Origin of the sequence: Microcystis sp. M_QC_C_20170808_M9Col, assembly GCF_007095495.1 — a bacterium.
In the GTDB taxonomy this organism is placed as follows: domain Bacteria; phylum Cyanobacteriota; class Cyanobacteriia; order Cyanobacteriales; family Microcystaceae; genus Microcystis; species Microcystis aeruginosa.
This window is the reverse complement of the sequence record NZ_SFBZ01000256.1, coordinates 1-25,146: the sequence shown is the minus strand read 5'-3', so window position 1 is coordinate 25,146 and position 25,146 is coordinate 1. Positions and strand designations below refer to the sequence as shown.

Annotated in this window: 21 protein-coding genes; 8 read left to right on the top strand and 13 right to left on the bottom strand. The window is 38.0% G+C overall.

Annotated elements, in window-relative coordinates; translation table 11 throughout:
- Positions 1-401 precede the first annotated feature (401 nt).
- Positions 402-1,040, top strand: a complete 639-nt coding sequence (locus tag EWV68_RS15455) for a hypothetical protein (RefSeq protein ID WP_155726743.1) — start codon at positions 402-404, stop codon at positions 1,038-1,040.
- An 81-nt stretch (positions 1,041-1,121) separates the two neighbouring features.
- Here the strand turns inward: EWV68_RS15455 and EWV68_RS15450 are convergent, their stop codons facing one another.
- From EWV68_RS15450 to EWV68_RS15400, 11 genes are all read right to left on the bottom strand, one after another.
- Positions 1,122-1,310, bottom strand: coding sequence for a hypothetical protein (locus EWV68_RS15450; RefSeq protein WP_287170330.1), 189 nt, complete (start codon positions 1,308-1,310; stop codon positions 1,122-1,124).
- A 222-nt stretch (positions 1,311-1,532) separates the two neighbouring features.
- On the bottom strand, positions 1,533-5,273 hold the full coding sequence (locus tag EWV68_RS15445) for a WD40 repeat domain-containing protein (RefSeq protein ID WP_287170329.1): 3,741 nt from the start codon (positions 5,271-5,273) through the stop codon (positions 1,533-1,535).
- A 38-nt stretch (positions 5,274-5,311) separates the two neighbouring features.
- Positions 5,312-5,860, bottom strand: coding sequence for a Mov34/MPN/PAD-1 family protein (locus EWV68_RS22105; RefSeq protein WP_039899136.1), 549 nt, complete (start codon positions 5,858-5,860; stop codon positions 5,312-5,314).
- 5 nt (positions 5,861-5,865) lie between these two features.
- Positions 5,866-7,593: a type IV secretory system conjugative DNA transfer family protein gene (locus EWV68_RS15435; protein ID WP_287170328.1), complete on the bottom strand. Its 1,728-nt coding sequence runs from the start codon at positions 7,591-7,593 to the stop codon at positions 5,866-5,868.
- 40 nt (positions 7,594-7,633) lie between these two features.
- Positions 7,634-8,140, bottom strand: a complete 507-nt coding sequence (locus EWV68_RS15430) for a hypothetical protein (RefSeq protein ID WP_193959608.1) — start codon at positions 8,138-8,140, stop codon at positions 7,634-7,636.
- Between the two features lie 47 nt (positions 8,141-8,187).
- The gene (locus tag EWV68_RS15425) at positions 8,188-8,820 is read right to left on the bottom strand and encodes a 4Fe-4S single cluster domain-containing protein (protein WP_287170327.1); all 633 of its coding nucleotides are present in this window, start codon (positions 8,818-8,820) and stop codon (positions 8,188-8,190) included.
- A 58-nt stretch (positions 8,821-8,878) separates the two neighbouring features.
- Positions 8,879-9,094: a DUF2997 domain-containing protein gene (locus EWV68_RS15420; protein WP_185237209.1), complete on the bottom strand. Its 216-nt coding sequence runs from the start codon at positions 9,092-9,094 to the stop codon at positions 8,879-8,881.
- 24 nt (positions 9,095-9,118) lie between these two features.
- Positions 9,119-10,222, bottom strand: coding sequence for a GYF domain-containing protein (locus EWV68_RS15415; RefSeq protein ID WP_287170326.1), 1,104 nt, complete (start codon positions 10,220-10,222; stop codon positions 9,119-9,121).
- A 14-nt stretch (positions 10,223-10,236) separates the two neighbouring features.
- Positions 10,237-10,995, bottom strand: a complete 759-nt coding sequence (locus EWV68_RS15410; protein WP_287170324.1) for a hypothetical protein — start codon at positions 10,993-10,995, stop codon at positions 10,237-10,239.
- Positions 10,996-11,010: 15 nt separating this feature from the next.
- Positions 11,011-12,681, bottom strand: a complete 1,671-nt coding sequence (locus EWV68_RS15405; protein WP_185237212.1) for a Ycf46 family AAA ATPase — start codon at positions 12,679-12,681, stop codon at positions 11,011-11,013.
- A gap of 278 nt (positions 12,682-12,959) precedes the next feature.
- The gene (locus tag EWV68_RS15400) at positions 12,960-14,045 is read right to left on the bottom strand and encodes a hypothetical protein (protein WP_287170323.1); all 1,086 of its coding nucleotides are present in this window, start codon (positions 14,043-14,045) and stop codon (positions 12,960-12,962) included.
- 300 nt (positions 14,046-14,345) lie between these two features.
- Here EWV68_RS15400 and EWV68_RS15395 point away from each other — a divergent pair, with 300 nt between their 5' ends.
- The 3 genes from EWV68_RS15395 to EWV68_RS15385 all read left to right on the top strand — a co-directional run bounded on the left by EWV68_RS15395 (position 14,346) and on the right by EWV68_RS15385 (position 19,987).
- Positions 14,346-15,863 carry an nSTAND3 domain-containing NTPase gene (locus tag EWV68_RS15395; protein WP_287170321.1) on the top strand — a complete coding sequence of 506 codons (1,518 nt, stop codon included), beginning with the start codon at positions 14,346-14,348 and terminating at the stop codon, positions 15,861-15,863.
- Positions 15,856-17,172 carry a tetratricopeptide repeat protein gene (locus tag EWV68_RS15390; protein ID WP_287170319.1) on the top strand — a complete coding sequence of 439 codons (1,317 nt, stop codon included), beginning with the start codon at positions 15,856-15,858 and terminating at the stop codon, positions 17,170-17,172. Before EWV68_RS15395 ends, EWV68_RS15390 begins: the two co-directional genes overlap by 8 nt.
- A gap of 115 nt (positions 17,173-17,287) precedes the next feature.
- Positions 17,288-19,987: a DNA methyltransferase gene (locus tag EWV68_RS15385; RefSeq protein WP_287170316.1), complete on the top strand. Its 2,700-nt coding sequence runs from the start codon at positions 17,288-17,290 to the stop codon at positions 19,985-19,987.
- Positions 19,988-20,189: 202 nt separating this feature from the next.
- Here EWV68_RS15385 and EWV68_RS15380 read toward each other — a convergent pair whose 3' ends face one another.
- Entirely contained in the window at positions 20,190-20,438 is a 249-nt protein-coding gene (locus tag EWV68_RS15380; protein ID WP_125730890.1) for a Ycf34 family protein, read from the bottom strand.
- A 94-nt stretch (positions 20,439-20,532) separates the two neighbouring features.
- Here EWV68_RS15380 and EWV68_RS15375 point away from each other — a divergent pair, with 94 nt between their 5' ends.
- Positions 20,533-21,750: a tRNA nucleotidyltransferase/poly(A) polymerase-related protein gene (locus EWV68_RS15375; RefSeq protein ID WP_287170314.1), complete on the top strand. Its 1,218-nt coding sequence runs from the start codon at positions 20,533-20,535 to the stop codon at positions 21,748-21,750.
- 298 nt (positions 21,751-22,048) lie between these two features.
- On the opposite strand, the gene EWV68_RS15370 is transcribed toward EWV68_RS15375, so the two are convergent.
- A complete protein-coding gene (locus EWV68_RS15370; RefSeq protein WP_287170312.1) occupies positions 22,049-22,867 on the bottom strand; it encodes a carbon-nitrogen hydrolase family protein in 819 nt (272 codons plus the stop codon).
- An 86-nt stretch (positions 22,868-22,953) separates the two neighbouring features.
- On the opposite strand from EWV68_RS15370, the gene EWV68_RS15365 reads away from it, so the two are divergent.
- The 3 genes from EWV68_RS15365 (at position 22,954) to EWV68_RS15355 (ending at position 25,112) form a co-directional block, all read left to right on the top strand.
- Positions 22,954-23,586: an HAD-IB family phosphatase gene (locus EWV68_RS15365; RefSeq protein WP_149106508.1), complete on the top strand. Its 633-nt coding sequence runs from the start codon at positions 22,954-22,956 to the stop codon at positions 23,584-23,586.
- 453 nt (positions 23,587-24,039) lie between these two features.
- Complete coding sequence (locus tag EWV68_RS15360; RefSeq protein WP_287170310.1) at positions 24,040-24,723, top strand: PEP-CTERM sorting domain-containing protein; 684 nt, start codon at positions 24,040-24,042, stop codon at positions 24,721-24,723.
- A 113-nt stretch (positions 24,724-24,836) separates the two neighbouring features.
- Positions 24,837-25,112, top strand: coding sequence for a hypothetical protein (locus EWV68_RS15355; RefSeq protein WP_287170308.1), 276 nt, complete (start codon positions 24,837-24,839; stop codon positions 25,110-25,112).
- Positions 25,113-25,146: the final 34 nt, after the last annotated feature.

Below are 25,146 nucleotides of genomic sequence, written 5' to 3'. Positions count from 1 at the left end.
GTTAAAATCGATATTTGATAATTTTACCCTGCGCTTGTTCTGCTAACGCTTGCTCTAGTGCCTGCTGTTCAGAAAGAGGGATATCTGCAAAGCGAATGACCGATGTTTCCTGACAAATAAGATAATCTGGATTAAGCTGCGTTAACAGTTCCTCAGAGGCATATGCGATCGCTTGTTTAATCTCTTCATCTGAATGAGGTTGAGTCGTCTGGAAAAGATGAGAAGATGAGATGGCATAAAGAGTCTAAGCCAATCAAAACGCTATGGTTGCATTTATTTTAACACAAAAAAAGCGATTGCAATCTATAAATAGAGCGCAATCCTCAAGGGGTGACAAAGAGGTTTAAAGGTAGGCAGGATAAAGACTCTAGCCAAATGTCCCCCAAAGAAATAGAGTGGTTATGGCAACCACTCAAAAATTTAAAATGTTACCATCATTCTATCAGGCTTGTTTACAAGCTAATCTCAGCGAAGCACAATATCTTACCAGGCAAATCCTCATACTGCTCTTACAAAGTCACAGAACGGTACAATTAGAGAGATTAGCTGCCCTATTTCCTCAACCAATTACCTTTGAAAGCAGAAGAAGAAATTTACAGAGGTTTCTTAAGTTACCGCAATTAAGTGTGAAATTGTTATGGTTTCCGCTAATTAAACACATTATTAAGCAAGAGTTTAGCGGAAAAAATAAAAATCGACATCAAAGAAGAAAACTGAAAAAACTTAGGCATCTAGGACATCTGTTATTGGTAATCGAGAGAACGGATTGGAAAGGAAGAAATTTATTGGTAGCCAGTGTTATTTGTGGAAAAAGAGCCTTACCTGTGTACTGGATATTGCTAGATAAAAAAGGAAGTAGTAATCTGGGGGAACAAAAAAATTTTCGCTCACCCTGTGTTAAAACTCTTAAAATCTTATCCAGTCGTCATGATCGGTGCTCGAGAATTTCAGAGTGTTCAACTAGGAAAGTGGCTAGACGAAAAGGGTATAGCCTTTATTCTGAGGCAAAAGAAGGGAACATCTTTGCTGTTATCAGGTGAAGACAAATATCAACCTCTAAAAGCTCTGGATATTCAACCAGGGACTGAGCAGTTTTTCTCAGGAATTTATTATACAGATTCTCATAAACTTGGACTTTTTAATTTGGCAACTCGCTGGACTTGCTGGCTTTTGAGCTTTTGTTCGAGTTCGGAAATGGTTTCTTGTGGTTCTTGCAGTTGCTGCTGCTGATTTCTCACGAGGTTTTGTAAGCCCTCTATGTTCCTGGCGGAGGGCTTTCTCGACATTTCCTTGGCTCTCTGTTGCAGCACTCATAGTTTCTGTTAAACCAGATTTGGGAGCTCATGGCAACCCCTCCACGAGCTTTATTTTTCTTGGGGTCAGCTTCCAGCGCTTATTGAGAGCTTACTGATTATAGTATGGAGATTACATACTATAATCGACTTGTACAAAAAATTAACATATTTATTATGAATAATAACACCAAACCAGAACAAACACAAACCTGCGCTTTCTCTCCTTATATCCTCTCTTCAACGTGACAGAAAAGCTCCTAAAATTTTCATGGTGTTGCTCGTTTCATAATTCAACCCTTCTACTCCCTTAATATTTGTTTGTTCATAAAGTCTGGGAGAGCGTAAAGTATTCTGACATTCTCCTGTTTTTAGGTTCCAAAGTTTAATCATCTCGTCTTCACCTGCGCTGGCCAATGTGTTACCGTTGGGACTAAAACACACTGACCTGACACTTTTAGTATGTTCACACAGGAGTTGATGAAGTTGACCTGTTTCAACATCCCAAATTCGGATTGTTGCGTCATCCCCCCCACTTGCTAGTAACTTCCCATCGGGACTAAAAGCTACTGACCATACCCAAGACTTATGACCTTCAAAACTATTAATTAATCTACCATCTTTGACTTGCCAAACTTTGACCGTTTGATCATCACTTGAACTGGCTAATCGCTGACCGTCAGGACTAAAGACAACAGACCAGATTCTTCCTTGATGACCTTTAAAAGTTCGCAAAGATTGAGTCATATTATCTTCAATAGACCAGAGTTTTATAGTTCGATCTTCACTACCAGTTGCTATTAATTTTCCATCAAGACTAAAATTTACTGATAATACCCAGGCCTGATGTTCCTCAAAAGTTTTAAGACAAAATCCTCTCGGAACTGACCAAAGCTTAACAGAATTATCTCCACTACCACTTACCAGCATTTGACTATTAGGACTAAAAGCGATCGACCATACGCGCTTTTGATGTTCTGGGGAAAAAGTGTACTTTTCATCTGTCCTAATATCCCAAAGTTTAATGGTGTTATCGTGACTGGTACTAGCAATCAGTTGACCATTCGCACTAACTGCGACTTGATGCAATAAAACCCAATAATCTTTTTCTTGTAAAATTTTAATTACTTTGCCACTTTCCACTGACCATAATCTAATCGTTTGATCTCCACTTCCACTTATCAATGTTTTTCCATCGGGACTAAAAGCTACTGAACAGATCCAGTCAGTATGACCATTAATCTGTTGAAGACATTTATGGTTTTTGATAGACCATAATCGGAGCGAACGATCTATAGAACCACTCAAAATATATTGACTATCGGTGCTGAAAGTAATTGATGATAATCGATTGCCATATCCCCTAAAACATTGAAGACATTCTCTGGTTTTTACCGACCATAATCGCAGTGTAAAATCTTCACTCCCACTGGCTATATATTGACCGTCTGGACTAAAAACAATTGACCAAATCCAGCTTTCATGTCCTGTTAAAGTATCAATATTTTGATATTTTCCTTCTATAATAGACCATATTTTAATGGTTTTATCCCCACTTCCACTGGCTAGAAGTTGACCATCGGAACTAAAGGCAACTTGCCAAACCCAATCTTGGTGTCCTGTAAGAGTATGGAGACATTCTCCCGTGTCAACTGACCATATTTTGATAGTTTTATCAGCGCTCCCACTGGCTAAAAGTTGACCATTTGGATTAAAAGCAACACCACCTACTCGTTCTTGATGTCCTTCAAGGGTGTGGAGACATTCTCCTGTTTCAACTGACCATATTTTAATGGTTTTGTCCTCACTTCCTGTGGCTAAAAACTTACTATCAGCACTAAAAGTAACGGCTCTAATAGGAGCATAATGTTTTTGAGAAGGGTGGGGCAAAGAATGACAATTTATAGATATATCTGTTGTAATAGACCAAATTTTAACAATTCCGTCTTGTCCCCCACTTGCTAGTAACTGTCCCTCGGAATTTAAGGCTACTGACCACACCCAGCTTCCGTGAGCAGGAAAACTTTTGCTTAATTCTAATTTTCCATCTTGTTTGACTTTCCAGAGGTAAATCATCCCATGACTGTCACCAGTTGCTAAAAGCTCTTCTCTTGGAAAAGAGCGATTAAACTGACTGCAAGAAATTGATAAAATACTGCCACAAGTTTGAGGGAAAATACAGTCAAAAAACTGTGAGTATGAAAAATCTACTTGGTTGAGTCTAATGTTTGAGAAATCGACTTGTCGAATGGAGATATGAGAAAAATCGTAGCCGATTAAATGACCATTTTTCAGTATATTAAGTAAGTTAATAATATTGCCAGCAATGCCGCCAATTTGTCCAGAAGGTTCATTTTTTAATGCCTTTAAACAATCAATTAGTTTGCTTTCTAGATTATTTTCTTGAAAATTATGGATTAAGTTATTGATTATTGGGTGTAAAATAACATTAATTTGAATCTTTCTTAGATAATCAGGAACAGTAGTTTTAGTCAAGGAGTTACTTCTTAATAATTGGAATTTTTGAGTTTTGATTTCTTCGGTTGCTATGGTAATAATTTTTTGAGTGAAATATTCAATCAGTAGAGGATGTATGGTAAAGTAGTCATCTTTTTTATCTAACAGAATTTTGCTAGATAATGATCTGATCCCTTCTTGGATACTTTTACCATCAGGTTCAATGATAATATTATGTTCTAGTTCCGACAAAGAAACTGGATTTCGATTAATCGCTAACTCAAAAATAATCGCTTTTTCTAAATCAGATAGTTGCTGAAAGTAAGAATTTAAAATAGACTCAATTTTTTTTATCAGAAGATTCCCTTTTAAAAGAAAATCCGAGAGATTATTATGATGAACTCGTTGAATATGATGAGCGATAGATTTGATGAATAAAGGATTGCCGTGACAGACTTGTTGAATTAAAAATTGCCATTCATCCTCTGAACCATGAAAGGTGTCAATATCTCTCAAAATTTGCCGTCCAGTTTGATAGTCAAGTCCTTGTAAATCTCGGAAATAAGTTGAAGTTTTATTTCCCGCTAACGATTCAAGTTTTTGAGGAATTTTTCGACTGGTTATAATTAAACAGCTATTGTGCTTTGACTGACCAATTGCTTGTAAAATTTCGCTATATTCTCGATAGTTTTCATGCTCAATAATCGCATCAATATTATCTAAAAACAATAAACAACGATATTTGGCTAGTATCTTGATAAATTTTATCAGTTTTATTTTAAATTTATCTTCTGTCTTAAAACTAATATTCTGTGAAATAATATTACTGGTATTTTCAAGAAATTCTAGGGGTAAAGGGGGATTCAAAAAAGACCAATAGATAACACGGGTAAATTCCTCTTGAATTTGCTCAATCAGTTTACAGACAAGAGATGTTTTTCCGATTCCTGCTATTCCGAAAATTCCGATAATTTTACACGGGGGACTATTTTGAAAAAACTTTTGTTTTAATAATTCTAGTTCTTTTTCTCTCCCATAAATCTGAGAAGTATCAGGAATTAATCCGAAATTATCATAATTTATTTCTGTTTTAACTGATGAGTTTTGAAGATTGGGAGATTTACGCTTATCCCATTCTTCCTCAAACTTCCACAAATTTTCTTCTGTAAATGAACTCCAAAGGTTGAGGGTGAAGTGCCGTTGTCGTGATCCTTGAGGATTCGTGCGATTATCTGTAAGAATTCCCCAATCTTTTAAAACATCAAGAACATTTCTCATCTGAATTGTAGTAAGGGAAATAACTGATGTTTTTTTAGTACCAGCGTTGCAAAAATCTACCAAAACCTTTAATTCTGTTTTGACAATTAGTTTTGGGTGAGGTTTATCATATTTTAACCAGTTATAGATTATTTTATCTGACCAATCAGCTTGCTCTACTGATTCACCGTTTACATACGTTAATAATCTTCTTAACAAAAGAGAGAGTTGTTCTTTAACTGTATCACTTGTATTTAGTCTTGGCATAATCTATGAAGATAATTTTTCTCATTATAGCTCTATTTTCAATGTTGATTAATATTTTCTAAGGAATCTGGGAAGGATTTGAGGGTTAAAAATTTTTCTGGGATGAGGTGGTCGCCTACTTCTATAGGAATTTTAGTATATTGAGGGCGTGATAAAGAATCGGGTTCAATTAAAACATGGTACATCGTTAATCGGAAATCAGGGTCAAGATTAACTAGGGCAGAAATAGCTTCATCAGAATTTTGAGAAGCATATTTTTTATTCGTTATATCATCAGTTTGTGAAAAACAATCAAAACTACTAGGATGTCTATGCCAAAGTCCAAGAAGTTCTATAGGTTCCTGATAATATCTTCCTATTTTCTTAGATAAATGATTAATATACTCAGTATCATATTCAAAATAACCTGGTTGAAAAATAGGATGTATGCCTGGATCTAATGTTTCGAGAATATACCATATATTAACTGTTTTTATTCCCAAGAAAATTCCACCTGTTTCTGTTTTAGAGCTTTCATAGGTTTCGGCGATAATTGCTAAAAAGGCTCTCTCTGAAAAAATAGTTTGGAGTTTTAGGTAGTTTAACATTTTTACTAAACTGATTCGTGTTGGGGATTGTCACAGGACATTTCTTGAAAGTAAGGTTCTCTGAAATATTCTATCTTTTTTGCCATAATTGGATCGTGACCTTGAATAAAAATTATTTGTTCATTGCGATTCATTCTCATGATTTCATCAGGATGTAGAAGGTCTCTAACTTGTTGGTTTCTTGTAGTTCCAGAACTTGTGCTATTGCCACCAACTTGACCATAACTTTGATTTTGACCCTCGCTAGTCGATATCACTTCAATTGTTGTTTTGCCTAGCTTTTCTGAGACATATTTGGCCGTCTCTAAGTCGGCGACCCCAAAATACTGCTGCACCTTGCTACTAGAAATAAATGGTTGCCATTCATCATTGGGATAAAGTGCTTTTATTTGAGATAAATCTTGTAAAATTGTCCAAATAGTTGCGCCATAACCTCTGACAATTGAAACAGCATCTCTTAGAGAATCCATCCGACCTAATTGTGCCATTTCATCTAGTAAGAATAAAACTCGATGTCTCGGTTTACCTTGAACACTTAAAATGGCTCGAATAGCCGTACTTATCCATAATCGGAGTAAGCGAGAATAGGATGATAATTTATCAGTAGGTAAAACTAAGTAAAGAGAAACATCACCCGTTCTTTTGAGGTCTTTAATATCAAAACTACTCCGAGATAAAGACTTGATAACTCTGGGAGAGTCAAGAAATCCGGTATTACTTTTAACAGTGGAAAGGACACTAGAAGCGGTGTTTTCTGCTAATTGTTTGAAACCAGATGCGGTTCTGGCAATTATTCCATGAGCATAAGAAGAGCTTTCCATCATGTTAAGGTGAAAAGCTAATTCATCAGGAGGAGAAGTGAGTAGTTTTCTTACCTCTCCTAGATGTCTCGATTCTTCAGGGGATTCACAAACGACATAGAGAATAAATCCAGTTAAAAGAGTAACTGCTTCATCATTAAAATATTTATCGTTACCCTGCTCACTTTTTGGTCTTAAAATTAAAGAATCTGCTAAAGTTCTAGCATCATCTATTAAGTCATCTTCATCAGGATCTAAAAGATATAAAGGATTCAATTGAGCCTGATCTTTTTTGTCACAAATTCCAAAAGGATCTAAACAAAGTACATTTTGTCCCATGCGTTGGCGTGCAAATGCTGTTACTGCATAATTTTCTCCTTTAGGATCTGTAACAATAACTGAGCCGGGATAGGTTAAAAGATTAGGAATAACTACTCCAACACCTTTACCCGCACCGGGGGGAGCAATAGTTATTAAATTGCCTTCAAAGCCACTCCAATCTTGATTAAATCTAAGTAGTAGTGAATCTGATTGTGTTTTTCGTGAGATCATTCCTTTCTTTTTCGTAATTTTTCCTAGCACAAGACCTTGAGAATCAAATAGATTTAAGGCTTCCAGATCTTTTTCATTTGACCAACGTGCTGTAGCTTGTCCACCACCAATTTTTTTTCTATCTGAACTTTTAGAAGGAAGAGCAAAGCTTTTTACTTGAAAGATCATTGCTGCTATAAACCCAACCCCAAAAATCAGAGCAAGATAATCAACGGTTAATTGAGGGACAAGATATTTAGCAGCGAGAACAAATAGCAAACCTGTTAAGAAATGAAAGGGATAGCGACGAACAATGTTGAAAAACATTAGCAGTATTTTACCTGCTACTGCTATAGATATTTCAAACATTTTGAACACTAAGTTAAATTGATCTTCAGGCATAATTTTTTCCTCTATTTTTGATTTCTAGGTGTTTGTATCATTATCTTTCATTGCTGCGTGTTTGCATAATTGGTTGTTGACTTAAATTAGCAGCATTTCTAGCAACTTCTTGCATTTGTTTCTGTCTTTGTTCTTCAAGGGTTTTTTGACGAGCAGCTTCTTCTCTTTCTTTTTTGTCTTTTAAAATACTTTGCACCTGATGATCTTTTTCGCTTTTAAGTCTTTCTTTAGTACCATCATTTTTTTGACGATTAACTTCTTCTCTTGCTTTCATAACTTCTTTTGTAGCTTCAGAAAATTTTTGTCTTTGTTGGTCTTGTCGTTGTTTGAGAAGTTTCCTCAAATCATTAGCTTGACTTCTACAATTCTGAGCATCTCGATATTCCTGTTTAGCTTTTTCTATAAGAGCCTTACGCTCTTGATCACTAGCACCCTTTGCCATTTCACTATATTTGTTAGCTTCTGCTTGGTGTGCAGCAGCTTTTGCTTCAAGCTGATTAATATGATGTTGTAATTCAGCGTCACTGGGAACAAATTCGTTAGGCATAAATTCACCTCTTGGTAAAGTTTTAAGTGGAAATAAAAGGATACAATTTATCGGTCACTAGGTATTGTAGCCGACGATATGTAAAAGCCAGAGTTGTTAATTAAACTCTCTATCTGTTCACTACTAGCCATCCCATTAAGAAATATCTGACCATCTTGATAAATCCTAATTTCTAAACGATTGGCAATGTTGGTTAAAGTATTTTTCATGTGTAAGTATCGCGGTGAAAGGAAGTGATATTGTTGATTAGAAGAACCAACCCAAGGACGATTTATGTCATTTAAATCTTGACGATAAGGACCGTCAATTAATAAATCGGTTACTGCAAGTAAATTATGCCAATCTTGCCGAGAACTGGTGCTAAGATTCTCATAAAGATACCCAGTAAAAGTGACAACTGACAAGCCTACTTTTTGTAACAATTGACCAAGATGAGCTAGAGCCGCAGCTTGGGCAAAAGGTTCGCCACCGACAAAGGTTACTCCTTCTATAGTTGGACCGCTGAGAATGCGCTCGAAAAGACGTTCTGTTTCAACAATTTTGCCACCGTTATCTTCCCACGTCCAAGGAACAGCACAGCCAGGACATCGAATTGGACAACCTTGAACCCAAATACAAGCACGTTCTCCGGGTCCTTCAGCCCGCGTATGAGGCAAAAACTTATTGATTCGTAATTCCATAGAAAAAGCCAAGATTATGTTAATAGAGTTAGCAATTGATGAACAAACTAGAAGCCTTTTAACTTCTATCCTGTACGGTTTCGTCTATTTGTTGACTTAACCAAACTTCTTGATTCTCGTAATATTCAGGAGTATAGGAAGACTCATATACTTCAGCATTGAGAACTTCTTCTAAAATTTCAATATAGTCGGTACAAGCTTTGCCTTTAATACCCTGAACTTCTGCTTGTACGCGACCATCAGGGAAAATCCGAAGTTGTATTTTTTTAGACATAGTTGACTCTCCTTAAGTTATTAATTAAAAATCAATTAGACGTTGATCTTGAGCGTCTGAAATATTTTCAGATTGGTAAGCAAGAATAACAGCTTTTGCTTTTAACTTTGTTACTAGATGAGGTTGTAATTGTAAAAATTCGGCAACTTCCTCAATACTACTAAATCCTAAACGCAATTCACGTTCTCTGATTAGATTTTCGGCTTTGTTTATTGTCATATTTGGCAATAAAAGTAAATCTTCTAGGGGAGCATTATTCAAATCAACAGGTTCAAATTCAACAGGTTCAAATTCAACAGCTTTTTCTTGTTGAGAAGAATATTGTTTTTCTGTCTTTTTAGATATAGTCTCTGTTGGTTTTTGTATATTTTCTAATGTGGAGGGTGGAATTAATTCTCTTAGTTGTCGAATCTCTGTTATTGGAGTCCATTCTATCATTCCAGGCTTCCAAAATAGACATCCATTAGGATTTATTTGGCGTGTAGTAAGCAAATGCCGAACGGTATCTAAATCATACGGACCATAAGTTTCACCTGATACTCTTAAACTATAATTATTTTCTCGAAGATTTTTGTAATTTTCGGCGGCTTCTATCGCCTTTTCAATTGCATCTAGAGCTAAAGTAGCTTCTCTCCTGCTAAAAGGTTCCACTGTATGCTGTCCAGACGCACTGGTGATAATCAGTCTTTCTTGACTCGGTTCATTTTCTTTACTACCACCACCTATAGCTACACTACTTATTATCAGAGCCAAATAAAAAAAGATTCGTGGAAATATTGGCCAAGTTAAAATAAGACAACCCGCAAAAAGGATGATTGCCATTACAGTTTTGCTAGGCTTAATTGTTACTATAGACGTAAACTGCATAGCTCCAACAAAAACAATAAAAATCAATGCTAAAACAAAAAGAAAGATATTGCTTTGGTAAGTTGTGTATAAATGAAATACCATTATCCCAACAATAACAAGCTGAAGCAGCCATAAAACAGGATGTACTTTAGCTGGTATCTCCTCTTTTTTAAAGCTGACAATTTCATCTGTCTTGAGTGTTTTATTTGCTAAATAAACATTTCGGTCTGTCACTTTAAGTCCAGATTCATTGAAGTAAACCTCTTCTTGATCTTTCATTTTTTAATTCCTCCTCAAGAATTAATTGTTAATGTCAAAAGTATAGAATTGTCTTCTTGTACTTCTTCGCTTTCAATAACAAGGTTTCGCTCTTTAGCTCTTTGTTTCAGTGATTCGAGAGTTTCCTTTTGGATTTGAAGCTTGTAATCTTCATCAATGGTTGATAAGCTGTTGTAAATTAACTTCAGTTCTTTGGCGTTAACTTCAACAAAAAACGAACCATCATCGGAAGGAAAAAAGCACAAGGAGGTTGGACCAACATTACAAATCAACTCGCCATTTATTGTTTCTTTGGGAAGCATACCAAACTTTATTAAGGTTTGACGTAACAGATTTTTATCTCGAAAGTTTGTAGGAAATACTTCAGATTTTGTTGATTCCACCGGTTCAATCGTTTTAGCTGATTTAACTGATTGACTGGTGGAATCATTAGTAGCATAAAAAATTTGACGACCACCACTCTTTTCTACAGCCTTAATAAAGCGATTAAGTACATCATCTGGAGTAGATTTTCTAAACACAGCAACCCATTGGCCATCTATTAAATCCCAGAAAAAGAAATCTTTTTCTCCTTGTAGATGGGTTTTATAACTACTTCCCCACTTTTCTGCATCGTAACCAGCACCTATAACAAAACGTTCTAGTTCATTACCATCCTTGAAATTAGTGGGAACTTTATTTTGTGAAGAAGCTGCCCATTCTTCTAATTTATCTTTGCCAACTATTGCTCTTAAAGCTAAAGCAACTGGAAGTAATAAAAGACTGATAGACATAAAATTATTTCTCCTTTAGAAATCAATAGTTCTGCCGCCTCGTGACACCCGAACGTCAACATCAGCTTTTTCGACTTTTTGGTCGTAACCTGATCTGTCTTGGTTGCTGGTTGCCGCTACAGCCCTCACGTTTGCCCATTCTCGGATAGCATGAATTTGTTCAGCTTGTGTGACTGAAAGTGGTACAGTGTTTTTTATGGCTAGGGAAAAATCATCAGATTCGATACTACGATTCTCAGCAAATGCTTCAAATAGGGCTGAGATTACCGCTTGTTCAACTTCCGCACCCACAAAACCTTCAGTTATCTGAGCTAAACTAACTAGAAAATTTTCGTTTAGCTGTAGATTGCCACACACTTCAGGCTCTTGTAAACGTTTGTTTAGATGAACACGAAAAATCTCCTTTCTTTCATGTAAAGTGGGCAAATCGACAAAGAAAATTTCGTCAAAACGACCTTTTCTAAGTAGTTCAGGCGGCAAACTGTGTATATTATTGGCGGTTGCTGCTACAAAAACTGGTTTTGTTTTCTCTTGCATCCAAGTCAGAAAAGTACCAAAAACACGAGTAGAAGTGCCACCATCTCCGCCAGAACCAGAAACACTACTGAATCCCTTTTCTATCTCATCAATCCAGAGAATACAAGGAGCGATCGCCTCAGCAGTTTTGATAGCTTGACGCATATTCTCTTCACTGCTGCCAACTAAACCACTGAAAACTTTACCCATATCTAGGCGCAGTAATGGCAATTGCCACATAGCACTAATCGCTTTAACAATTAAACTTTTTCCACAGCCAGGGACACCTGTAATCAATACGCCTTTTGGTGGAGGAATATGATAAAGCTGTGCTGATTCCTGCCAAGATTTGTTACGCTTACTAAGCCAGCGTTTTAAATTTTCGAGTCCTCCTACATCTTCTAGATTGATGGTACTTTTAATAAATTCTAAAATGCCTGTTTTTCTGATAATTTGCTGTTTTTCTTCAAGTATAATCTCAATGTCTGAAATGTCGAGTCTTCCGCCTTCGACCATTGCACGAGCAAAAGCATTTTCCGCTTCCTGTAAAGTCAAACCTAATGCTGCTTTTGCTAAACGTTCAGTTTCCTCGTCGTTAAGCTCAATAATAATTTTGCCACTTTGCCGATTTGCTGTAATCATCTCCTCTAAAACAGCCTTAATTTCCTCAAAAGATGGCAACTCAAAGTCAACAATTGTGACTTCTTTCTGTAATTCATTGGGCAAAACAACTGTAGGAGCAATAAAAACAACATTTTTCGGCTTACTGCTGCGTCTTAATCTAGCAGAAAGATCGCGTAGTTTGCGGATAATCTGATAATCGGGTGTTTTACCTCGTTCACCAAAGTACACATGGAAATCTACTAGGATAAAGATAGCAGGCTCGGCATAGTTATCTATGAACTCAAGAGCTTTAATTGGTTCTAATAGTTTGCTCTGTGTATTGGTTTCAGCTTGACTAGATTGTTTATTATCCGCTGTCATCCCTGTTGTCAACTTCCACACAAAACAATTCCGAGTTGTGCGAATTTTGCTGGCCTCAGTAGCAACCGAGCGAAGGATATTAATCACTCTTTCTTCTTCCCAAGTTGGGATATACAAATAGGGAAACCTTGCTCTGAAAAGATTTCCTACTAGAATACTGAATTTGTTGGCATCGTGTGTTTGCATATCGGTTTGGATTTTAGCTTTTGCCCTTTACGCTTTAATTTCTGCGACTCTCTTGAATTTCGTGTGATCAGCCTTATGGATACTTTCTATGGTATAAACTTGGGACTTTCCCCGATGCAAATTTTTTTTGAAAAGCTGCAAGTCTTTGTGGGATAAGGCATTGCATCGCTAAGACTCTAGTTCAACTTCGGGACACTTAAGGATATAGCCAATTTTCAGGGTAATTTACCTTAAGTTCCCAAAATCTAGTATTTATCGGCAACCTATTGAGCTAGACTTCACACTGCAAACGCTTCCTTTTGTTTATGAAAAATCTGGTCAGCGTTGTGGTACTGATGCTCAATCATCCACTGCTCCAGTTCAATGAGATACCATTGACCGGCAAATGTTCCATATTTTAAGCAAACTTTTTCATTATCGTGTAGAGTGTGCTTAAATCCAAAACGTTCTTTATAGAGTGCTTCAATGGTTTCGTCCCCTTTTGGATAAGTCGTGTAGGAAATTTCAGTGTGAGCAATATCATGTTTGTAAGTCAAGATAGCTCGAATCAATTGCTGATAAACAAGATAACTTGTTCCTTTTTTGCCAGTTCCCTTTTCATCATACAGAGAGAGACTTTCTCCGATGCTTGTTACATTTTTGGGTAACATCAAATGCTTTCCTGTGTGTTTTCCTTCACAAAATGTTGCCAGTTGACAAGGCAAATAGTAGCCATATTCAGCCAGAGAATAGGTATAACGTGCAACACCGATTACCTGAGAGGGAGTCTGTTCAGGATAGGCTAGAAAAATAACCGATTGGTGAGTAAATAAATCGTCGATTTCTTTGCGATAATTTTGTGACTCAGGATAGCGATTCTTGAGAAATAAGAAATAGGATTCAATTTCTGCCGGTGTTTCCGCTTCCTTGACCAGATAACCTTTGACCTTTGGCACATCAAAAGAAAGTAAGGCTCTTTTGCTAAGAATCCAGCAGTTGCCAATGTTATTTAACACAATAAATCCAGCACAAGAAAACAGAATCTTCACATATTGCTCAATATCAGGGGTTTGGGATATATCATAGACAAAGAGAAGACCGTTATCCTGTAACATTCTTCGGACAGTCCTTAAAGTGAATAGGGGATCTTTTTGGGTGTAATTTGTGGTCTTTAGCGTTGCAAATGTTTGTGCCGTTGAATCCTTTTCCTCGTTTGGTTTTAAATTAAGCCAACAAGAAAGTTGCTCATAGTGACGCTCTGGTATTTGACCGCTAAATAAGTGATTGACATCACCTCCATCCGACGACAGTAGCCGCACCGATGTAGATGATAATGAGATAAACTGTTTACCATTGGTTTGGTTGATTATTTGAGAAATAGCCATTTTGCTACCCTTAGGAAGAGGACAACGAGCAATGAGGCTCTCTTCATTGGGAGTAAAGCGATAGAAATCCTTAGATTTCTACGGATAAGCAAGCAAAACGATGATTTTTGGGCGCAAAAAGCAAAAGAAGCTGGAATTAGAAAGAATTAGAAAGCTTGAATGGCTTCCTATACCTATAATTGAGCAAATAGCTGATATGTACTTAGTCACCTTGAGAGAAAGTTTTTCAAAAAATGAGAATTTCTGGGGATAATTGATCAACAATAGAGAAATAAACTTATGTAGATTGAATAGAGAGCAATGAAGTTAAAACTCTCCGTAGCGGGACTTGAGCAAGTCAAAACCCGATGGGCGCAAAAACAAAAAGAAGGCTGGACTAGAAAATACTTATGCACCGAGGCTAGTCAATTTTCCAAACCCGATGGGAATTGGGAGGAAATTTCAAATGACCCAGCCCACACTTATTACTCTTATTACGCCGACAACTGCTCACCGGAGACTTTAGATCATTTTTTGAGGGGTAAAACCATTCAATCGGAAGGTTTTTTCGCCTTTTGTCGAGCTTTGAACATCGACCCTTCAAAAGTCGCAGATCTAGATAATCTTTTGCAAAAACTGACTCAAGATATCGAGCCTATTTGGGTGGGGCGAGAGTCTCTTCAAAGTGATTTACTGGAAAAACTAAGAGGCGATTGTCGCATTGTCGTAATTACAGGAATAACAGGTATTGGGAAAACTGCCCTCGCCTACAAATTGGCCTTAGCTTTGTGTCAAGAAGGGTTTCCTCCTGAACCGCCTATTGATTTTGATGGGTTTAATCAACGGGAGGATCAACAGTCGCAATCAGAAGCACAAAACTTTATCAGCACAGCTATTGATTTACTCAATCGTGGCGATGAACCTGTTACGGCAAAACAAGCAAAAAACCCAGAAAAATTATTAACTCAACTGGTTAATCATCTGAGCAATAATCGTCGATTAATTTGGTTTGATTCAATGGAAAATCTTTTACAAGGAGAACAACAAGATGGCAGTAATCGCTTTAAAGACCCCCTCTGGCGAGTCTTTTTTCAAAGGATATTAGAAGCCGAAGATTGTCAGACTCGAATTGTGATAACTTCGCAGGATAAGCCTGAAGATTTTGAAACTTTTAGTCAAGATCAATATTGGCATATTCAGCCATTAATGGGATTAGAGGATCAGGAAAGTTTACAGTTATTTGAACGTTTATTTCAACAAGCAGAAGTCGAATTAATTCTTCATGGACGTAACCTTGCTTACCTTAAAGAGATCGGAAAACTTTATGAGGGACATCCTCTCGCTATCCGCTTAATTTCCGGTGATATTATTGATAGACTGAATGGAAATATTGGCACTTATTATGAGGAGAATAAATCCCGATTTCGACGATTAAGAGAAATGATTGATGAAGCTCAAAAAGCCAATCCTGATGATTATTACAAAGTTAACTTAATGACCAAACAATTACGAAAACAACTGCTAGAGGAGGAAGTCGAAAGAACAATAGAGCGACTTGAAAACACTTTTAAAACTGCTTATTTATTGCTTATCTATGGCTCCACTTATTCATCTTTTGAATTTAAAAATGCGTGGTTTGAAAATCTTCAATTATTTTCAGAATACGAGGAACAGGATTTAGACCTAGCTCTTTTTACCTTGTTTAACCGTTATTTAGTAGAAACTCAAAAACAACTGGGATATGAACCACATATCAAACAGCACAGTTTAATTCGCAATGTTGCTTTCAAGCATCTAGTATCTACCCAAAGAAAAGAAGGAAAACCAAATCATGAATGATTTTAAATCTCCTCAATTAAGAGTCAAAGAACGTCTCACAAGTATCGATTTTACTGTTTTTGGAGAACTCGCTCAAGTCAAACAAAAAGGGGAAATTTTAGGAGCGACAGGAAGTCATTTTGAAAAAGCACATTTTGGCGCATTTATCTGGCATTTAATTGGTTATGAACGCCATATTAAGGATAAAATGGGACAGCAGCTCTCTATTCAAGAACGGGCAAGTCGTTATGTGGAAGCATTTCTCTGTCTATGTCGATTAGGTTGGTATAAAGAAGCTAAATCTTTATTTTCTTTACCCTTAGAAATTCATGATCCAACTTCTTTCCCTTTGCACAAACAATTACGCATCTGGGGACGGTATGAAGAGGGCATAAAACTGTGTAAAGAATTATTAGGAAATCTTGACAATGAAACCGATTTTCTCTGTTTAAGTGAACTTGGTTATATGTATCGAGAATTAGGACAATTTGACCAAGCAAAAAATTATGCAGAGAAACTCTTATCCTTAGCCGAGCAATTAAATAATCCTCTTTGGAAAGCAAGAGGCAAAGTAAATATAGCAACAATTGATGGAATACAAGGTGAATATTTAAGCGCTGAAATAGTACTGAATGAAGGTTTAAATCTAGCCGAGATTATTCCCGATTGTGACGAAAAATTTGAGATTATTAATGTTGCTTATTTAAATCTGGGTAATTGTTATGGTTATCAGGGAAAAGTTGACCAGACTATTGCTTGTTTAGAAAAATACTTAAAATGGGCAGAAAAAATTAAAAATCTTATTTATCAAGGAACGGCTTTACGAAATTTAGGAGAAGCACACCGGCGAATCAATGATTTGAATACAGCTATCGATTATACTCAAAGAAGTCTTGATTTATCTGAGCAAATAACCGATGAAGCAGGAATTATTTTTTCTTTGGGAAATTTAGCCGCAATTTATTGGCAACAAGCAAATTTTGAGGAGTCTGAAAAATACTTTAAGCAACAAAAGAAAAAAGCTTTAGCTATTTCAGATGTGGCGAGTGTTGCCCATGCTTGTGCTGGATTAGGAGAAATTTATAGTATCACTCGAAAGGATGATCTAGCCTATCAATATCTTAACCAAGCTTTAGATATTGCCCTCGATATTGGAGAAAGATATATAGAACTAGAGACTTTAATTGTTTTGGCAGAATTTGAAGAAAAAACCCATGATCTTAAATCAGCTATTAATCACTGGCAACGCGCCTTACATCTTTCTGAAAAATTAAATATTCTCTCCCATAAAGAGAACTGTGAACAAAACCTAGAAAGGTTGTTATACTAAATCCGTTGAGTATAGACTACATACAGGCAACAGGCAAAAGGAGGAATAAATAATCAGTTTTTAATAACTGGATTTACTGTTAAACCCCAACTAAGTTGAGACCGGTATTATATACATGACTACTACTCTTGAAAGCTTACAGGAATTTATTGATTTTTGTCAACAGCATATTACTGGCAAAGAAAGGAAAGAAGCTCAGATTTTCCTAGACCGTTTCTTTCGAGCTTTTGGACATAAAGGTGCGTTAGAAGCGGGTGCAACCTATGAGGAGGCGATTACTAAAGGTAGCAAGAAAGGTAAAACCGGATTTGCTGATTTAGTTTGGAAACCTCGTGTTTTAATTGAAATGAAAAAGCGAGGAGAAGATTTAAGTAAGCACTATCCCCAAGCTTTTGAATACTGGAGTCGATTGGTTCCTAATCGCCCTCGCTATGTCTTATTATGTAATTTTGATCAGTTCTGGATTTTTGATTTTGATCTTCAAATAGATGAACCGGTAGATCGAGTAAATCTCAACGATTTAAAAAATCGGGTGAGTGCCTTCAATTTTATGGAAGTGGGGAATCGTACCCCTATCTTTCAGAATAATCAAGTCGAGATTACAGAAACGGCAGCGCGGCGGATGGGTGAGTTGTTTCAACTGTTAAAAAAACGCGGTCATAAAAGCGGTTTTGATGAGTTGACGGCCCAGCGATTTATTTTGCAGTGTGTATTAGCAATGTTTGCTGAGGATCGAGGATTGTTGCCGAGAGATTTATTTATTTCTTGTGTACAAGAGTGTCTAAATGGTGGCAATTCCTATGATGTCTTGGGGGGATTATTTCAACAGATGAACCAACCCGGAATTACCCCCGCTGGCAAGTATCAGGGAGTGGATTATTTTAATGGGGGACTGTTTAGTATAATTCATCCGATTGAATTAACTAATAAAGAATTAGAGTTTCTGGATGTGGCGGCGCGTCAGGATTGGAGTAAGATCCGTCCGGCAATTTTTGGTAATATTTTTGAGGGGACGGCTAATGCTGAAGAACGTCATACTTACGGGATGCACTTTACCTCAGAAGCGGATATTATGAAAATTGTTCGCCCAACTATTAGCCGTTACTGGGAGGAGAAAATTGAGCAAGCTGGGACGATTGGCGAGTTAAATACACTTCAGTTAGAATTACAGCAGTATAAGGTATTAGATCCGGCTTGCGGTTCGGGTAATTTTCTCTATGTCGCCTATCAAGAATTAAAGCGCATTGAACAGTTATTAATTGAAAAGATTGCTAACCGTCGTCGTTCTGCTAGTGACCAATTACAGATTAGTTTTGTTACGCCTAAACAGTTTTATGGAATGGATATTAATCCTTTTGCTGTAGAATTAGCGCGGGTGACTTTAATGATTGCCAGAAAGGTGGCGATTGATAGGTTTAATTTGACGGAAGCTTCTTTACCTTTGGATACTTTGGATAGTAATATTATCTGTGCTGATGCTTTGTTTACGGATTGGCAAAAAGCAGACGCAATTATCGGTAATCCTCCATTTTTGGGAGGTAAACACATGAGATTAAATCTCAGTGATGATTATGTTAATAAAGTGTTTGCGAGGTTTTCTGAGGTTAAAGACTCGGTTGATTTTTGTTCCTATTGGTTTCGTCTAGCACATAATCAATTAGATGAGAAAGGAAGAGCGGGTTTAGTTGGAACTAATTCTATTAGTCAAGGGAAAAGTCGTGTAGCAGCGTTGGATTATATTACTCATAATGGTGGACACATTCATGAAGCGATTTCTACTCAGCCTTGGTCTGGTGAGGCTAATGTTCATGTTAGTATTGTCAATTGGAGTAAAGTTGAACCAGTAAGTTATTATTTAGATAATCATCAAGTTTCTCAAATTAATTCTTCTTTGACGACGACAGTAGATATTTCCAAAGCAGTTAGACTATTAGCCAATAAAAATATTAGTTTTCAAGGAGTGATACCAGTTGGTAAGGGATTTTATATTAAGAGTGAGCAAGCGGAAAAATGGATCGAAAATGATCTTAAGAATAAAGAGGTTTTAAAATTATCATCCTCTGCTGGTGATTTAACTGATGATCCTTATGGAAAACCTAGCCGCTGGATTATTGATTTTAACAATATGAGTTTAGAAGATGCTAGTGAATATAAATTACCTTTTGAGCATATTAAAGTAAATGTTAAGCCAGAAAGAGAGATAAATCGTGATAAGAAAGCACGGGATTTTTGGTGGATGTTTTTACGTCCTCGTCCTGAAATGAGAACAGCAATTGAATCTTTAGCTTGTTACTTTACTATTCCTAGACATTCTAAATGGTTTATTTTCCTTCCGGCTAAAAAAGAATGGCTTCCTGCTGACTCAACTACTGTCGTTGCTTCTGATGATTTCTACATTCTCGGTATCTTAACATCAAATATACATCGAATTTGGGTAAAAGCTCAAAGTTCAACTCTTGAAGACAGAACTCGCTACACTCATAACACCTGTTTTGAAACCTTCCCCTTTCCCCAGAAACCTTCACAAGAACTTGTCGAAAAAATCCGTCAAACCGCCGGGGAATTACACGAATACCGCAGCCAACAGATGGAGAAAAAACAATGGGGAATCACTAAACTATATAACCAATTCTTTAACGAACCCAGTAGCCAACTGTATCAACTCCATCAGAAATTAGACAAGCTAGTGATGGAAGCATATCACTTCCAAGCTGACGACGACATCTTAGAGAAACTATTAACCTTAAACCTGGAATTAGCAGAAAAAGAGAAGCGAGGAGAAACCGTCATCGGTCCCTGGTCTCCTTACTCTTAGTGAGTAACGCACAGAAAACGGGTTTCTCCGAGAAACCCGTTTTCTACTCATGCAAAAAGGGGAATAAATAATCAGTCTTTAATAACCAGATTTAGTATGACTACTATTGCACGGGTACAGCAAGAAAAGTTAACGGGTCTATCTATTGCTGGATAAGGGTTTTCGGCTCTTGTAGTAGATATGTATGGGTAGTTCATGTGTTTTAGGTGGGAATTGGTTCACCCGGCCGCAAACTAGACCATTTACCGGTTTCGCATAAAAAGCTTTCACAACCCACCACATCCCACTCCATTTCGATATAATCTTCTTTGGTGCGAATGTTAACGTTAATAGAAGGGTTCTTCGCTTCAAAGTCCGGTGTCTCGGTGAGATGACGTTCCTGATGTTGTGTTTCTACGGCATGATAGGTGAGACAGCGATCAACAAAATAGCAGTTAATACAAATACACATAGGTTTAACTCTATAGGTCTTTTCCGTTAATCTAGCTCAGTCTCTCCCCAAATAGGGCCGGTAAAAATTATATTTTTGTAAATTGCTCTTCTCGATGTCTTGTCAAAAAAACCTAGATAGTTTAGTTAAAGAAGTTTTTGCGATTAATCAGCAAGAATTGCCAGAAAATGCTTATTTAGTCGGTGGTGCTGTGCGAGACGCTTTATTAAACCGTCAGAAAGACTATATTGACCTAGATTTTGTGGTTCCCGAAAAAGCGATCGAAATTGCCCAAACTATTGCCCATCAGTATAAGGCCGGTTTTGTGGTTTTAGATGCCGTTCGTCAAATTGCTCGCGTCGTTTTTCCCCAGGGGACTCTTGATTTCGCACAACAGGAGGGAGAATCTCTAGAAATAGACCTAAAAAGACGGGATTTCACCGTTAATGCTCTCGCTTATAATCTCCACACCCAAGAAATTTTCGATCCTTTAGGGGGATTAAAAGATTTAGGCTGCCAATCCCTGCGGATGATTTCCCGCGAAAATCTCCAAGATGATCCCCTAAGATTATTAAGGGCCTATCGACAAGCGGCTCAATTGGACTTTGAGATCGAACCCCATACCCGTGCAACTATTCGTTCTCTTGCCCCTTTATTGCACCGTGTAGCCGCCGAAAGGGTACAATCCGAGTTGAATTACCTTTTGCTCAATTCCCGTGGCAATAAATGGCTAAAAAGTGCTTGGGAAGATGGCTTATTATCTCTCTGGTTGCGTCGGATTACCCCCGCAAAAATGGAGCGAGTTATGGGGGTGGAAGCGGCAGCGGGATTTTTAGAATCTTTGTTACCGGAAAACTTTATCTTTTCCCCTTCTCAGTTACAGTTGACAAAATTGGCCCTATTGGTATCGGATATTTTAGCAGAAGCGGAAAAAGAGTTAATCGATCTCAAGTATTCCCGTGGGGAAATTCGCACGGTAATCACGGTGATTAAGTGTTTACCTCCCCTCAAGGAGCCAGATCATTTAAGTCTGCGGGAACAGTATTTTATTTATCTAAATACGGGAAAAGTATTTCCTATCTTTGCCCTTTTTGCTTTATCGATGGGGATTAACAAAAATATCGTCGCTTCTCTGTTGACTTCCTATCTCGATCCTGATAATATTATCGCCCATCCCCGACCTTTATTAAGGGGCGATGATTTAATTAACCATTTACACCTGAAACCTAGTCCGATTATTGGTAAGTTATTAACCGAGGTACAAATTGCCCAAATTGAGGGCCAAGTTAAAGTTTTTCAGGAGGCGATCGATTTTGCTAAAAAGTTATTATAAGTGGTTGATTATAATTAAATTAAAAATGGATTTTAGGTTCGATCCCCCCTTAATCCCCCCTTAATAAGGGGGGCATCTGATAATTTTTAATGCCTACCTACTTAAGTAGGGAGGCACAATTATTTGTAGGATGGGTTAGCGGTAGCGTAACCCATGCGGGGGTTGGGTTTCATGCTTCAACCCAACCTACGTTCTGATAATTTTTAACGCTTACCTACTTAAGTGATTGAAGAACACAGAAGTGAGGCTCTGTTCCCTATTGATAACCGTCCCTGGGAACTAATTTTCTGAGCGAATTTTAAACAAAAACACGATGCTGTAGGGACGGCATTTGTCGTCGCACTTGTTGCAGACGTTGGGGATTAATTTCGGCAATTGCCACTCCCGCTTCTTCCCCTGCATCGGCTAAAACCACACCCCAAGGATCGATAATCATAGCGTGACCGTGGGTGTGACGGCGTGCGTAATTATTGCCCGTTTGAGCGGGAGCTATTATATAACAAGTATTCTCGATCGCTCGCGCTTGTAACAAAACTTTCCAATGATCTTTCCCTGTAAAAGCTGTAAACGCCGCAGGTACAAATAAAACATCGGCTCCTTGCCGCGATAAATAGCGATAGAGTTCCGGAAAACGCACATCATAGCAAATCGAGAGGCCAATTTTGCCCAAGCTATCGGAGCCATAAATCGGCGGTAAATCGATTCCTGCCATGACTGTACTCGATTCCTGATAGGTGTTACCGTCCGGGACATTGACATCAAAGAGATGGACTTTTTGATAACGGGCTAATTCCGCACCGTTGGCATCGACTAAAATAGCGGTATTATAAGCCTTATCGGGAATACCCGTCACCGGCACGGGAAAACCACCCCCTAAAATAGTCACTTGAAACCGTTGGGCCATGGTGCGGAGGAATTTATCGGCTTTTCGGGCAATAGTCTCGGCCTGGGCGATTTTATCGGTTTCTGCCCCCATAAAAGCGAAATTTTCTGGTAAACCGATTAATTCCGCCCCTTTACCCACGGCAAGTTCGATCAACTCTTCAGCGGCAGCGAGATTTTTCTCTAAATCCGGCTGACTGGTCATTTGAATGGCGGCGGCGAGATAGGATTTCATGGGGGTTGAAGCTCTAGAGTCGGATAATCTCTGTAAAATTAATCATAACCTTCGATTATATCCAATTTCAGATATTTTGTCACCCCATGAGTAAAATTGTTTTCTGTGACTTTGATGGCACTATCACCGCCGTGGAAACTTTTGCGGGTATGCTCAAAGAATTCGCCCCCGATTTATCAGCCCAAATTATGCCCCAAATGTACGCTCGCACTCTGACTCTGCGCCGGGGTGTCCGTCAACTGCTAGAGTCGATACCGAGCCAAAAATACGCCGATATTCTCGCCTATGCCGAAAGCAAGCCAATTCGCCCCGGATTAGCCGAATTCCTCGCTTTTTTACAGGAGCAATCCATCCCTTTTATTATTATCTCCGGTGGTCTCCAAGGCATGATTGAAACGGTCTTAAAACGGGAGGGACTATTAGATAAGGTAACGGCAATTTATGGGGTCAATCTTCATACTCAAGGGGAATATCTGCAAGTTCATTCCGATTGGGAAAATGAGACGGAATTAGTGGCTAAAGCCTTGATTATGGCCAAATATTCAGGAGTAGAAACTATTGCGATCGGTGATTCCGTTACCGATATTACCATGGCTAGAAGGGCCGATCTAGTTTTTGCTAGGGATCGTTTAATCGATTATCTGCAAGCGGAAAATCAACCCTATATTCCTTGGGATAACTTTTTTGAGATTCGCGAATATCTGTTATTGAGAGATTAGGGATTGGCTGTTAATTAGGTAGGGGTTAAAAATTGTCAGATACCCTCCTTGGATTAAGGGGGGATCAAAGAGGGCGAATGCAATTCGCCCCTACAATAATATTATTGCGCCAATGGTAGGAGCGCACTGTGGTCAGTGAGTTTATCGAACTGCGTGCGCCCTGTAATATAGATATTTCGACCAAATTGAGATTTACTACCCTACTCTCAAGGGTAACAATAATTATAAATTTTTGTAAATTTGTGTTGGTTTACACTTGACAAAATCGGGGGGGGGTAAAATCCCGTTGTTGCTCTGTTTTGTCATTGAGGAACTAGCTTAAAATTTAGTGATTGGCAATTTTGAAAAAACCAATTTTTCTCCCTTGCCAATGTCGCTTAATTTGAGATTTTCTCCTTTAAAGGGCATTCAGAACATTTGTTTGTTTATTTGTTTTGAGGAAAATTTCCGAACATGAAAACTTCGACTACAATTAAAAAACTGTCAATGACTGCTGCGGGAGCTACCTTTGTAGCTCTAGGAGTCACCTTTGCCCATACAACTGCTGCCAATGCAGCCATTGTTGCTTTGGATGATAGCAATTCATGGGTTTCACCGGGGACGAACACGCTAACCAATTTAGGTTTTAACATGGTTACTGTTCCCGATCCTAGCTTAGCAGCGTTCACAAATGTTACAACTCTATCCTCGCCTTTAGGTAATTTAACTTTCACTCCAAGTGTAAATTACCGAAAGATTGGTAGTGGTTGGGCAACCTGGAGTAACGGCTACACGGGAGAGGTGTATTATTCCAACGGTGCAACATCGATTCAGATTGACCTGCCCGCTAGTATTGCCGCTTTTGACCTGTATGTGCAGCCAAATCCATTCAACATCTTCAATATTACTGTAACTGCTCAGAATGGCACTACGACAAGTCTGACACAACCTGTAAATGGTAATGCGGGAGCCAAGTACTTTGGCTTCTACGGCACAGGCGGAGATTTGATTGACAAAATCACAGTTTCCAGTAGCGTAGATTTTGCCGTAGGACAGCTTCGCTTGGCTAAGCCTGTTCCCGAACCTGCTTCAGTCTTAGGTTTACTCGCCATTGGTGTTCTTGGTGCGGGTGCAGCCTTGAAGCGCAAATTAAAATAAAAAACTGGTAAATCTAGCCTTAAATTGCCAGTGATCGCGCTCTATTGATAGAGGGCGATCGCTTTTTTGGGGAGACATTCCAGATTTTTATTAATCTTTGTTAGAATGATGAGATGGGTAATGGCTTTGAGTTGATTGGAGAACTAACAGAAATAGAGATTATCGCCGTCAACCTCTCTATTCGTGAACTCAGAAGGCTAAAAGCGCAGTTTGGGGGTCGTCGATGGCGAAAGCTAAAAGGAGTCGGCTTAGTTCAATTTCCTAATGGAGAAATCCGCAAAGCTGAACTACACTGGTATGAGTCTCATCGAAAATTTGGGTCTGAAACCCCGCCGTTCTACGACGGCTTTACTGTTAAATATGAGCATCGTTTACGAAATATATGCTAAAATGTGAGGTATGGAAAAAGCCTATTCGTTTCGA